The 12,552-nt window shown below is 57.7% G+C and carries 9 protein-coding genes; 3 read left to right on the plus strand and 6 right to left on the minus strand.

Going from position 1 to position 12,552, the window contains the following annotated elements:
- Positions 1-9: 9 nt before the first annotated feature.
- The 4 genes from B3M52_RS17685 to B3M52_RS17700 form a co-directional block, all read right to left on the minus strand.
- The gene (locus B3M52_RS17685; protein ID WP_041335596.1) at positions 10-1,116 is read right to left on the minus strand and encodes a zinc-binding dehydrogenase; all 1,107 of its coding nucleotides are present in this window, start codon (positions 1,114-1,116) and stop codon (positions 10-12) included.
- Positions 1,117-1,121: 5 nt separating this feature from the next.
- A complete protein-coding gene (locus B3M52_RS17690; RefSeq protein WP_075195532.1) occupies positions 1,122-2,306 on the minus strand; it encodes an acetyl-CoA C-acyltransferase in 1,185 nt (394 codons plus the stop codon).
- 171 nt (positions 2,307-2,477) lie between these two features.
- On the minus strand, positions 2,478-4,571 hold the full coding sequence (locus tag B3M52_RS17695) for a 3-hydroxyacyl-CoA dehydrogenase NAD-binding domain-containing protein (protein WP_075195533.1): 2,094 nt from the start codon (positions 4,569-4,571) through the stop codon (positions 2,478-2,480).
- 293 nt (positions 4,572-4,864) lie between these two features.
- A complete protein-coding gene (locus B3M52_RS17700; RefSeq protein WP_041335593.1) occupies positions 4,865-5,689 on the minus strand; it encodes an IclR family transcriptional regulator in 825 nt (274 codons plus the stop codon).
- A 284-nt stretch (positions 5,690-5,973) separates the two neighbouring features.
- Between B3M52_RS17700 and B3M52_RS17705 the strand changes: the two genes are divergently transcribed.
- Positions 5,974-6,903, plus strand: coding sequence for a 2-hydroxyacid dehydrogenase (locus B3M52_RS17705; protein ID WP_075195535.1), 930 nt, complete (start codon positions 5,974-5,976; stop codon positions 6,901-6,903).
- A gap of 37 nt (positions 6,904-6,940) precedes the next feature.
- Here B3M52_RS17705 and B3M52_RS17710 read toward each other — a convergent pair whose 3' ends face one another.
- Positions 6,941-8,293, minus strand: coding sequence for a hypothetical protein (locus tag B3M52_RS17710; RefSeq protein ID WP_075195536.1), 1,353 nt, complete (start codon positions 8,291-8,293; stop codon positions 6,941-6,943).
- Positions 8,294-8,489: 196 nt separating this feature from the next.
- On the opposite strand from B3M52_RS17710, the gene B3M52_RS17715 reads away from it, so the two are divergent.
- Both B3M52_RS17715 and B3M52_RS17720 read left to right on the plus strand, forming a co-directional pair.
- On the plus strand, positions 8,490-9,695 hold the full coding sequence (locus B3M52_RS17715) for a 3-oxoadipyl-CoA thiolase (protein ID WP_036205534.1): 1,206 nt from the start codon (positions 8,490-8,492) through the stop codon (positions 9,693-9,695).
- Between the two features lie 35 nt (positions 9,696-9,730).
- Positions 9,731-10,900 (plus strand): acyl-CoA dehydrogenase, encoded by a 1,170-nt coding sequence (locus B3M52_RS17720; RefSeq protein WP_036202119.1) that lies wholly within the window; start codon positions 9,731-9,733, stop codon positions 10,898-10,900.
- 142 nt (positions 10,901-11,042) lie between these two features.
- Here B3M52_RS17720 and B3M52_RS17725 read toward each other — a convergent pair whose 3' ends face one another.
- Positions 11,043-12,365, minus strand: a complete 1,323-nt coding sequence (locus tag B3M52_RS17725; protein ID WP_226909969.1) for a DcaP family trimeric outer membrane transporter — start codon at positions 12,363-12,365, stop codon at positions 11,043-11,045.
- Positions 12,366-12,552 lie beyond the last annotated feature (187 nt).

The raw sequence follows: 12,552 nt of genomic DNA on the forward strand, positions 1-12,552 counted from the left end.
GCTCCTGAATCAGTCGAACACGATCACGCCACGGGCGTTCTTGCCAGCCAACATATCATCGAAGGCCTGGGGTGCGTCATCAATGTGGTAAGTGCGGGTGACAAGTTCGTCGAGTTTGAGCTTGCCCGCCTTGTAGAGCCCCAGGATACGTGGGAAATCGTATTGTGGACGTGCGGAGCCCAGCCAGCTGCCCTTGAGGGTTTTCTCGTCGGCTGGAAGCGTCAATGTGGTGATAGAAGTTCTATCCTTTGGGTCTGAAACGCCCACCACCACGGCGGTACCACCCCGACCCAGGCATTTGTAAGCCTGTTCAACCACTGCGCCGGCGCCCACGCATTCGAAGGCGTAGTCCACGCCGCCCGTGAGTTTTTTCACGGCTTTGGCGCCGTCCTCCACCTCGCTGATATTGACGGTGTGCGTGGCACCGAACTCACGGGCCATTTCCAGCTTTTTCTCGTTGTTGTCCACTGCCACGATCATTTCCGCGCCGGCGGTGACGCAGCCCTGAATGGCGTTCAGCCCCACGCCGCCTATACCGAATACCGCCGTGCGGGACCCCGGTTCAACGTTGGCGGTGTTGAACACGGCACCAACGCCGGTCATCACCGCGCAGCCCACCAGAGCGGCGTTCTGCATGGGCACGGATTCATCCACTTTGACGCAGTTGTCCACGTGCATGGTGGCATATTCCGCCATCACGCCGCAGGCGCCGAACACGTTGAGATCCTCACCATCCGCGCCTTTGGTGCGAACAGTGCCATCGGGCAGGGTAAACATGGCTTTACGGGCGTTTTCACAGAGCACCGGGCGGCCACGAACACACTGACGGCATTTGCCGCACATGGAAATAAAGGAACTGACCACGTGGTCGCCTTCCTTGAAGGCGGTGACACCCTCGCCCACTTCAATAACAACACCGGCGGCTTCGTGACCGAGCACCAGGGGCGCGGGGTAGGGAATTTTGCCGGTGGTGGCGGACTGGTCACTATGGCAAACGCCACAGGCTCCGATCCTGATGGTGATTTCGTCCCGCCTCGGACCTTCCACGGTAATGGTTTCCACCTGAACGGGTTGGCCCCATTCGCGGCAGACGACGGCTTTGGCTTTTCTGTCCATTCTGTTTACACCACCTCGAAAAGACCAGCCGCGCCCTGGCCACCGCCAATGCACATAGTTACGACCACATACTTGGCACCACGGCGCTTACCTTCGATCAGGGCATGACCGGCCAAACGAGAGCCCGTGACACCGTAGGGATGGCCAATGGAGATAGAGCCGCCGTTGACGTTCAGCTTTTCCATGGGAATGCCCAGGCGATCACGGCAGTAAACTACCTGCGACGCGAAGGCTTCGTTCAATTCCCACAGGTCGATATCGTCCATCTTCAGGCCATTCCGCTCCAACAGGCGTGGAATCGCGAAAACAGGGCCAATACCCATCTCATCCGGCTCACAGCCCGCCACCGCGAAGCCGCGGAAAATACCCATGGGCTCGATGTTGTTTTTCTCGGCATAGGCGCTGTTCATCACCGTACACACGGACGCACCGTCAGACAGCTGGGACGCGTTACCGGCGGTGACGAACTGATTGTCTCCGCGCACCGGATTCAGGCCCTGGAGGCCTTCCAGAGTGGTGTTGGGGCGGTTGCACTCGTCACGGGTCAGGGTGACGTCCTTATAACTGACATCCCCCGTTTCCTTGTCCTTCACCATCATAGTGGCGTCAAAGGGCACGATTTCATCGTCAAACCGACCCGCTTCCTGAGCTGCGGCGGTGCGCTGCTGGGAGATCAACGCGTACTCGTCCTGAGCCTCACGGCTAACGCCATAGCGCTGCGCGACAATGTCGGCGGTCTCAATCATCGCCAGATACAACTCGGGCTTGTTCTTCATCAGCCAATCGTTGGTAGCGTGGAAGCTGTTGAGCTTCTCGTTCTGCACCATGGAAATGGATTCGACGCCACCCGCCACCATGGCCGGTACCTTCTCCGACACCACCCGCTGGGCGGCAATGGCGATGGACTGAAGGCCGGAACTACAAAAACGGTTGATCGAAAGGCCAGCGGTGGTTACCGGCAGACCGGCACGAATCGCCGCCAGCCGAGCGATGTTCTTGCCCTGGGCGCCTTCATGGAACGTAGCGCCGAGGATGACATCTTCAACAATATTCGGGTCGATACCCGCACGCTGCACAGCCTGCTGGATCACATGGCCGGCCAGATCCACGCTGTGGGTGTTGTTCAGTGCGCCACGGTAGGATTTACCAAGACCGGTACGGGCAGTGGAAACAATAACGGCATCAGACATAACAAACTCCTTCGTAAACGTGTAGGTGGCTCAAACCTCGGCAGTATGGTCGGTCACGGGGTGGGGTGCCTTTTCTGCCGGGAAAAAGATGTCTGAGCGCAGCGAGTTATTTTTCCCAGAAGAAAAGGCACCCCGCCTCGGGACCAGCCACCACACCAGCAGGCCAGGCTTTTAAAGGTCCGAAAACTTGCGCCCTTCACTGACCAGTTTTTGCAACAGGGCTGCTGGCTTCCACTGCTCGCCCCCCAGGTCATCGTAGAACTGTTCAACGGTGCCAAGTATGTTGTCCAGACCAATCTGATCCGCCCAGAACATCGGCCCACCCCGATAGGCCGGGAAGCCATAGCCGTAGATCCAGGTAATGTCGATATCCAGGGACCGGTCCGCAATGCCCTCCTCCAGAATCTTGGCACCCTCATTGACCATCACGTACATGCACCGCTCCAGAATCTCCTGGTCGGTGATCTCGCGGGACTTGATACCCTGCTCCTGACGGAACTCGGCAATAACCCGGTCCACTTCCGGATCGGGAATCGGCTTGCGATTACCCTCTTCGTACCTGTACACGCCCGCCTGGGTCTTCTGGCCAAGGCGCCCCTGCTCCGCCAGCTTATCCATCCAGCTCGCCGGCACGTCCTCACCTGCCTTGCGACGCTCCTGACGGATGCTGTAGCCAATATCGATACCGGCCAGGTCCGACATCGCAAACTGCCCCATGGGGAAGCCCAGGTCGGTCAGTACCTTGTCCACCTGTTGCGGGCTCGCACCTTCGTTGACCAGCGCCATGGCCTCTGCGCCTCGCTTGTGCAGCATGCGATTGCCAACGAAGCCATAGCAGTTGCCCACCATGACCCCGACCTTGCGAATCTTCTTCGCCAACGCCATGGCGGTGGCCTTGACCTCATCAGAGGTTTTTTCGCCGCGCACAATTTCCAGCAGCTTCATCACGTTGGCGGGGCTGAAGAAGTGCAGGCCAATCACGTCCTGCGGACGTTTCGTTGCCGCCGCAATGTCATCAATACTGAGGGTGGAGGTGTTGGACGCCAGAATCGCACCCGGTTTGCAGGCGTCGTCCAACTGACCGAAAATCTTTCTCTTCAGTTCCATGCTTTCAAACACCGCCTCGATCACCAGATCCACATCGCTGAAATCGTCATAGGTCAGGGTGCCGCTGATCAGGCTCATGCGCTCCTCAACCTGGGCCTGGGTGATACGGCCTTTCTTCGCGGTGTTCTCGTAGTTTCGGCGAATCACTGCCAGACCCTTGTCCAGCGCCTCCTGCTTGACCTCGGCGATGGTCACGGGTATCCCGGCGTTGGCGAAGTTCATGGCAATGCCGCCACCCATGGTGCCTGCACCTATAACACCCACTTTATGGATGTCACGAACAGGTGTTTCCTTGGGAAGACCTTTCACTTTGGAGACTTCCCGCTCGGCAAAGAAGGCATGAATCAGGCCCGCACGCTGTGGGGACTCCATGCACTCCATAAACAGTTCACGCTCACGCTTCATACCGTCTTCAAAGGGCAGGCTGAAGGCGGCTTCCACCGCATCCACGCACTTGAACGGGGAAAACTGGCCCCGAGCTTTCTTCTGCAGGCCAGCGCGGAACTGTTCAAACACCTCGCTACCCTTGTCGGCCTCAAGCTTATCGGTCAGATCCCGTACGCGACGAACTGGCTTTCCTTCATCGGCAATGTTCTGTGCGTAGGCCAGGCCAACGGCCTTGATGTCATTGCCATCTTCAACCGCATCAACAATGCCCAGGGCCAGAGCGTCTTTAGCGCCAACAAACTCACCGGAAGTGATCATTTCCAGGGCTTTCTGCGCACCCGTCAAACGTGGCAGGCGCTGAGTGCCCCCGGCTCCGGGCAACAAGCCCAGCTTTACTTCCGGCAATCCCACCTTGGCGCTGCTCAAGGCCACCCGGTAATGGCAACCCAAAGCGGTTTCCAGGCCACCGCCCAGCGCAGTGCCATGAATTGCCGCAACAATTGGCTTGTCGCAGTTCTCATATTGGTCAACAACGGACGGCAGCCCCGGATCCTGCATGGGCTTGCCGAACTCGCTAATGTCGGCCCCGGCAATAAAAGTGCGGCCTTCGCACACCAGCAACAGTACCTTGGCGTCGGCGTCTTTCTGGCCCTGCTCCAGTGCAGCCACCAGGCCGGAACGAACCGCATGGCTGAGGGCGTTCACCGGCGGATAATTCACGGTGATCACGCCGATGGAGCCTTCCCGGTTATAAGTCACGACCTCAGACATAATATCTCCTCGCCATATATGGAATGTAGTTTTAACAAGCGAAACATAGTCACGATTTAATACAAGTTTTCGGCAGGTTTCAACCATGAACTAAAATGCAGGCATAAAAAAACCCCAGAACGAATTCTGGGGTTTTTCGAGAAAATCGGCTCGGGGAAGGCCCGGACGGGGATCTCTCTCCGAAACACGCTGTAAATACATCCCTGTACGCTCGGCTCCGCCATCCATGGCTCCGCACGGTTTCGGAGAGAGATCCCCGTCCGGGCCCACGCTTTATCAGTTAGCCCGCAAAATCAAACACCGAGCGATTCAATATCGCTGGCCAGCATCGCCAGTTGGTGAGCAATGGATTCCCGCAGCTTTTCCCCGGAAATCAGATAGGAAGGCGCCGCACAAGTCAGCGCCATAATGGTGCCATCCTGCAGGTGAATGGGCACACCCGCAGAGTTGATGTTGCGATCCCACTCGCCGAGCGACAGGCAGAAGCCATACTTCTTGTAGTCTTCCATCGAGCGCTCAAGGCCCTCCTGCTTCTCCGGCCAGGCGTCACCATACTTGGCTTCCATGGCATCCGTGATGACCTTGCGGCCTTTATCCGAAATGGCACAGTAGTAGGCTCGACCGGCCGATGTGGTGGCCATGGGCAGCTTCAGACCGATATCCATACGCAGCAGCGATGCTTCCGGCGGCAGGCGATTTTCCACATAGATCATGTGCAGACGATCGCGGCACGTCAGGCCCACGGACATGTTGGTCTGACGGGCAAACTCGTCCATGTAAGGCTTAGCCAGCTGGCGCACTTTAAGGTTGGAAACGTAGGCGTAACCAAGAGCCAATACACCGGAGCTGAGCTGGTACTTTTCCAACTGGGCGTTATAACTGAGGTAACCCAGCTTGGTCAGGGTGTAGGTCATGCGCGAAACGGTGGGTTTCGGCAGCCCGGTCAGGCGCGCGATGTCCTGATTGCCCAGAATCACCGAGCCCTGGCTAAAGGCGCGAAGCACATCCAGGCCACGGGAAAGTGCCTCTACAAACTTGCGATCTTTCTCAGGCTTTACCGGTTCACCATCACCGGATGCTGCCAGGAGTTCCGGCGGGGTGGCTTGTGCTTTTGTCATAAACGGGCGTCCTCCAACAGCTGCGCCTGATCCGCTGTGCCCGGACTACCGGGGCTATGTTCGGATAGTAAGAAAAGATGCGGTATTTTAATCGCTGCAGATATCAAGTACCAGAAACCATTATCAAAAGTCGTGCCAAATATGAAACACTCTTCCTTTATGTTTCAATTCTCTTCCAATATCGCGACACAAGACCCCGGGTTTACGGATAGTTTGCGGTATATTATTCTGCAATGTGAAACTTGGTAACTGAATTAGAAGCCGATGACAACCCCGGAGAGCACATGAAAGTTCTATTTGTAGCAGGAGACCCCAAACCGGAGCGCTGGACCGTTCCCATAAAGGAGCTGCTTCCGGAAGCCGAGGTTCACGTATGGGACGCCAACGGCCCGGCGGTGGATGCCGATTACGCCATTGTCTGGCAACCACCGGAACAACTGTTTGAGCGCGAGAAAAGGCTTAAAGCCGTGTTTAACCTGGGCGCGGGAATCGATGGGTTGCTGGCCGTGCCCAATCTGCCACCTCAACTGCCCATCGTGCGTCTGGAAGATGCCGGCATGTCCGCGCAAATGGCGGAATACGTGTTGCACCAGCTACTGGAAGCCAGCCGGGGCATGGAAACCTACCGCGAGCAGCAACGCCAGGGTACCTGGAAAATTCATCGCCCGATCAAGCGCAGTGAGTGGCCAGTAGGCGTCATGGGCCTTGGCCATATTGGCAAGCGGGTGGCACGTACCCTCGCCGGCCTGGATTACCGGGTCAACGGCTGGGCCCGCAGCAAGCACGACCTGGACGGCGTCTCGACCTTTTCCGGTACCGAAAACCTGACCGATTTCCTGCAATCAACCAGGGTTCTGGTGAACACTCTTCCACTGACCGACGAAACCCGGGACATCCTCAATCATAAGCACCTCAGCCAACTCATGCCCAATGCCGTGGTGATCAACGTGGGCCGGGGAGAACACCTGGTGGAAGAGGACCTGATCAAAGCCATCGAAGACGGCCATGTCGCCCGGGCGTCCCTGGATGTGTTTCGCCAGGAACCCCTGCCCGCGGATCACCCCTTCTGGCAGCGGCCGGAGATCACCATTACGCCACATATCTCGGCGCGCACCCTGAGGGAGGCCACCCTGGAGCAGATCACCGGTAAGATCCAGGCACACTATAATGGTCAGCCGATTTCCGGCATCGTGGACCCCAGCCGGGGCTACTGAACCACTGAACATTGGCGCCGCTCGTTGTATGCATCAATCAGCTCGTGGCCGGCGCCATCACAAACATCCCCCACAGCATCAGCAATAACAGCGGAATGGAGAGCAGGACAAAAGCGCCGTTCCAGCCAAACGCCACCAGCCAGCGTGACACCTGCCCGAATCGTGACAGCAACATGACAGCCGGGCCGAACGGCGACAGCATCATGGCCAGGGAGAAACCAATCACCAGGGCGACCGCAATCGGCAGGGGGTTCACACCCTCGGCGACCAATTGTGGCATCAACCCCGCCTGAACACTCAGCACAGTAATCGGGATGATGCCGATGGCTGAGAGCATCGGCATCATTAGTAACCCACACACTGCCAGTAAAAATACTCCCAGTTCACCAGTGGCCATGCCTGCCAGGGCATCCGCCGGAATCACCGAGACCAACGCCACGCCTAACCCGGCGGAACCTGCGAAGATAGACATCTCGTTGCTCATACCGAGCATATTGTCAGTGGCTTCCCGTATCGCCATAGCTGGCGAGCGATCGTGCCAGAACATATAAAGAAGGGTGGCCACCGGCACCGTCAGCATGGCGGCCACCGACACCTTCAGTTCCGTTAACTGCACCAGCAGTCCCATCGACGTAAAGATAACCAATACCAGCAATACTAGCCGCCCACTTCCGGCCGGCCAGGCTTCCAGCGGTTCGCGCTCAACGCTGACCCTACGAAAACGCTTATGCTCCAGCCCCCATCCCACCAGAACCAGCAATACCGCACTGCCAATGCCATAGGGCAGCAGGCCCGACCAGCTCAGGGAGGGTACTTCACGGGTAATAATGGCGACCGCAACACTGGTTGGCGCAACCAGCGGCACCAGCGCAAATCCTCGCAATGTACTGATCAGCACACTGCGCAACCAGCGCACCCGCGAAGCCCCGGTAATACCCCGCTGCCGCAGGGTATCCGACAACGTGCCGCAAAGCAGGTTCATCACGCCGAAGTTCAGCACTGACGCAATGCCGCAACTCACCACCGCGTATTTCGGGTACAGCAACGCCGGGCGACCACCTAGCAGCACATCGTGTATACGCTGCAGCACCTCAAGCCGTCGAACCAGGCATTGCATCATCCCCAGGCTTCCCAGGAACGCCGCATAAAAGGCAGCGTTGGACGCGGCACGCATCAGATCCTCGGCGGTCAGTTGCCGGATAACCCCCAGATAACCGATCACAACCAGCGAGATCAGGAACAGGTAACGGGAATACGATTGCAGCCGCCTCAGCGCCAGCGTGAAATAAAGCACAAACAACACACCCGCAAAGGCACTGACCTTTATGCTGGAAAGGCAAAGCGCCAAAAGCTCCAGAAAAACCGCAGCAGGAACCAGAAAACGGCTCATAGCAGATTACTGACCTTGGTTGGTGGTATCGGTTGCATTTCAAACAGACCCGGATTAGTCTTCAACAATCAATATACAAAACTTAATTCCGCTATACGAAACTATATCAACACTAATGACATGACAAGCCCACCCCTTCCCTCCTTACAAACGGAAGATCACAATGGGAACCATGTCTGATCAAATGGGAGATGCCATGAGCGCTTTCATCTACGATGGGCTACGAACACCCTTCGGTCGACACGCCGGCGCACTGGCCAGGGTTCGCCCTGACAACCTTCTGGCCAGCGTTATCAAAGCGCTGGTTGAGCGCAACGCCTTTGCCCTTGAGGCCTACGAAGACGTTATTGCCGGTTGCACCAACCAGGCCGGCGAGGACGCCCGAAACCTGGCCCGCCACGCCGGACTGTTGGCCGGCCTTCCTGTTGAAACCGGTGGCCTGACCGTTAACCGCCTGTGTGGCTCTGGCCTGGCAGCCATCATCGACGCCGCCAGGGCGGTTCGCTGCGATGAGGGCGAGCTGTTTGTCGCCGGCGGCGCTGAAAGCATGAGCCGGGCACCGTTTGTGATGGCCAAGAGCGAAAGCCCGTTCAGCCGCGACTTTCGTGCCTTTGACAGCACCATCGGGGCCCGCTTCCCCAACCCTCGCATTGAGGCCGACTTCGGTGCCGACACCATGCCCGAAACCGCCGACAACATTGCCAGGGAGCTCAACCTCAGCCGGGACACCGTGGATCAGTTTGCCGCTCAGAGCCAGGCCCGATACGACGCTGCCCTGAAAGATGGCTTCTATAATGAAGAGATTATGCCCATTGACGTCCCTCAGGGCCGGAAAAAACCACCCGTCAGCGTGAACAGCGATGAGCATCCGCGGCCTCAGTCCACCCACGAGGCACTGGCCGGCCTGCGCCCGCTGTTCGAAGGAGGCGTGGTGACTGCCGGCAACGCCTCGGGTATCAACGATGGCGCCGCGGCCCTGATCATCGGCTCTCGCAAAGCCGGCGAAAAGGCCGGTATTCAGCCCCGTGCCCGTATTGTATCCGCAGCGATCGCGGGTGTTCCGCCACAGGTCATGGGCTACGGCCCGGTACCCGCCAGCGAGAAGGCCCTCGCCCGTGCGGGCCTCGGCATCAACGATATGGACGTCATCGAGATCAACGAAGCCTTTGCGGCCCAGGTTCTTGGCTGCACCCACAAACTGGGCATCGACCCGACCGATTCCAGGCTGAACCCCAACGGTGGCGCCATTGCGGTTGGCCACCCCCTTGGGGCGTCCGGTGCACGGATTGCATTGACCGCCACCCGCCAGCTTGAACGCAGTGGCGGACGTTACGCATTGATCAGCATGTGCATTGGCGTTGGCCAAGGCATTGCCGCTGTTATTGAGCGAGTATCTGATTAAAAGAGCAACCGACTAATTTTCTGAGGAGACACACCATGGCTTCCGCACCCTGGGATGACCTGTTGCAGTTCGACAAGCAACTGGATGAAACCGAGCGTCAGGTACGTGACAGTATCCGTTCGTTCTGCGATCAGCGCCTGATGCCCGGCATTACCGAAGCGAACCGGCATGAGAAGTTCGACCGTTCCATTTTTACCGACATGGGCGATCTGGGCATGCTCGGCGCTACCCTGCCGGAAGAATACGGCGGCCCCGGCCTGAACCACGTGTGCTACGGCCTGATTGCCCGCGAAGTGGAACGGGTTGATAGCGCCTATCGTTCAGCCCTGAGTGTCCAGTCGTCATTGGTTATTCACCCGATTCACGCCTTTGGCCAGGAAGCCCTGAAAAAACGCATCCTGCCCCAACTGGCATCCGGCGAAAAAGTGGGCTGCTTTGGCCTGACCGAGCCCAACCATGGGTCTGACCCGGGCAACATGGAAACCCGCGCCAAGAAAGTCGACGGCGGCTATCTGGTCAGTGGCTCCAAAACCTGGATCACCAACTCCCCCATTGCCGATGTTTGTGTGGTCTGGGCCAAGCTCGAGGGCAAAATCACCGGTTTCGTGATTGAACGCGAAGGTGCCAAGGGCCTGGACACGCCGAAGATTGAGGGTAAGTTTTCCCTGCGGGCTTCCGAGACCGGGTCCATCTTTATGGACGAAGTCTTTGTCCCGGACGAGAACAAGCTCGACGTAGAAGGTCTGAAAGGTCCTTTCAGTTGCCTGAACAAGGCCCGTTTCGGCATCAGCTGGGGCTCCATGGGCGCTGCCGAGTTCTGCTGGCACGCGGCCCTCAATTACACGCTCGAGCGCAAGCAGTTTGGCAAGCCTCTGGCGGCCAACCAGCTGATCCAGAAGAAGCTGGCGGATATGCAGACCGAGATCACCCTGGGCCTTCAGGGCGCCTTGCAACTGGGCCGTATGATAGACGCCGGCAACTACTCGACGGACGCCATCTCCATGCTCAAGCGCAACAACTGCGGCAAGGCCCTGGACATCGCACGGGTAGCCCGTGACATGCACGGCGGCAATGGTATCGCCGACGAATACCATGTCATCCGCCACGTGATGAACCTGGAAGCGGTGAATACCTATGAAGGTACTCACGATGTCCACGCCCTGATTCTGGGCCGCGGACAGACCGGGATTCAGGCTTTCAGCTGATCCTGCTACCCATAGCGCCAAAAAGCAGAGCTCCGGCTCTGCTTTTTTTATGCCCACAAAAAAGCCCCGGAGCGGGGGGAGCACTCCAAGGCAAGGATGCATAAAAGCACCTGAGAATTGATTTATGTCAGACGTTTATCGATCAGAAGCTCAGTTTCGCGGAGGCCATGACCTGCTCATACTGCATGCTGCTACTGGTGGCAATCTCACCGAAATCCCAATAGGCGTACTCCAGCCCCAGCGTCAGATTGCGGTGGGCAGACCATAGTATGTTGGCGTGAACCGAGGTCGACGAGTCGAAGTAACTCAACGTTCCGGCAGGCGGTGCAACCAGATCATCAACAATTTCCGTGTGCGAGACCGTCAGGGTGCTACGCCATGCAGGCGACCAGAAGTGGCGATAGGCCGCTGTGGCACCATAGGTCTTGAGAGGTTCGACATCGCCTTGGGCGAGAGCTGCCAGATCCACGTCCGGGTATGTCAGCAGGCCCATGTACCGGCCGAGCGCGCCATAGCTGTACTGCAGGCGCAGATCATCACGGCCAACCGTCGGAATGCGGGCACTCAAAGATACGGCTCCGTCAGTTATGGTTTCATCCGCTGCGTTGTCTTCAAAATTCCGCAGCAAACCGGCAATGGAGTAAAACCCGTAGTTACCTCGGATCTGGTACCGCATTGCGAGATCCGGGTAGGACTGATCGTCGTAGGAGTTGCCGTAGTAGCCGTCTTCGGGATTCTCCAGGGAAACCATCAGCTTCCCGCCGGGCGCAGCCATGTTGTAGCGAATCATAGGCTGGGTTGCGTAGATAAAAGCCGCTTGCTTACCCTGATCAAGAATTTCCGGCATGGCCGCCAGGTCGGTGAACGTGGTGTAGGTCTGACCAAAATCCCAGCCGTTCCAGGAACCGTAGGCCTGGCGCAAACGGGGGGAATAACTGTTGGACACGATCTCGTTACCGGTTTCATTCATGCCGTCGTTAAGGTCCTGGTTAAAGTCCATCTCCAGGTAGGTGGTCAGCGTGTGACCGACGACATCCTCGGTTTTGGTGCCGATACTGATCCGTGATTCCCGGGCCGAGAAACCGGTCTTCCAGTCGCTTTCATCCGAAGCCGCGGCACTCGCGAAGGTTCTCGGCAAACCAATGCTGTAGCTGTTCAGGCTGCCATTCCCGTGGGAACCAAAAATAGCGTCGGCCTTGATAAAACCACCGAATGAAATCGTTGTGCTTCCAATCTTGATCCCGTCGCCGTCTCGCAGCAAATAGGGGTTGTCTTCTGTCAATTCAGGCGCGGTAGACACGGCGCCTTCCAGTTTGTTTTCCAGCTGTTGGACCCGCTCTCGCAGTTCGTCCAGCTCAGTGCTTTGCGCCAGCGCGGAGCCGGAACCGATGGCCATCAGCGGCAGCCCGGCAATAGCCACGGCTCGGAGCAAGGGACGCACCTGGGAAGGTATTGTTGTTGTCATCTCAAACCTCTTAACGGAGTTGATTTCATGTCGTTGTTATTGGACGTTCCGGTGCCGGCACTGGGACACACCAAATCAATCACGCTGTTTCACTGTGCGGTATTTTGTGATTGTTAGGTTTCGCATAGCAGTACCAGCTTCCGTGTTTTCGAATATAGACAATACTTTTGTTATCAACAAGTGAGTG

The sequence above is a fragment of the Marinobacter sp. UBA2688 genome (assembly GCF_002352785.1).
GTDB lineage: Bacteria > Pseudomonadota > Gammaproteobacteria > Pseudomonadales > Oleiphilaceae > Marinobacter > Marinobacter salarius.

Excerpts from the sequence above, each read along its gene's own strand:
- B3M52_RS17685 (WP_041335596.1), bottom strand. The coding sequence starts at position 1,116 with ATGGACAGAAAAGCCAAAGCCGTCGTCTGCCGCGAATGGGGCCAACCC.
- B3M52_RS17690 (WP_075195532.1), bottom strand. The coding sequence starts at position 2,306 with ATGTCTGATGCCGTTATTGTTTCCACTGCCCGTACCGGTCTTGGTAAA.
- B3M52_RS17695 (WP_075195533.1), bottom strand. The coding sequence starts at position 4,571 with ATGTCTGAGGTCGTGACTTATAACCGGGAAGGCTCCATCGGCGTGATC.
- B3M52_RS17700 (WP_041335593.1), bottom strand. The coding sequence starts at position 5,689 with ATGACAAAAGCACAAGCCACCCCGCCGGAACTCCTGGCAGCATCCGGT.
- B3M52_RS17705 (WP_075195535.1), top strand. The coding sequence starts at position 5,974 with ATGAAAGTTCTATTTGTAGCAGGAGACCCCAAACCGGAGCGCTGGACC.
- B3M52_RS17710 (WP_075195536.1), bottom strand. The coding sequence starts at position 8,293 with ATGAGCCGTTTTCTGGTTCCTGCTGCGGTTTTTCTGGAGCTTTTGGCG.
- B3M52_RS17715 (WP_036205534.1), top strand. The coding sequence starts at position 8,490 with ATGAGCGCTTTCATCTACGATGGGCTACGAACACCCTTCGGTCGACAC.
- B3M52_RS17720 (WP_036202119.1), top strand. The coding sequence starts at position 9,731 with ATGGCTTCCGCACCCTGGGATGACCTGTTGCAGTTCGACAAGCAACTG.
- B3M52_RS17725 (WP_226909969.1), bottom strand. The coding sequence starts at position 12,365 with ATGACAACAACAATACCTTCCCAGGTGCGTCCCTTGCTCCGAGCCGTG.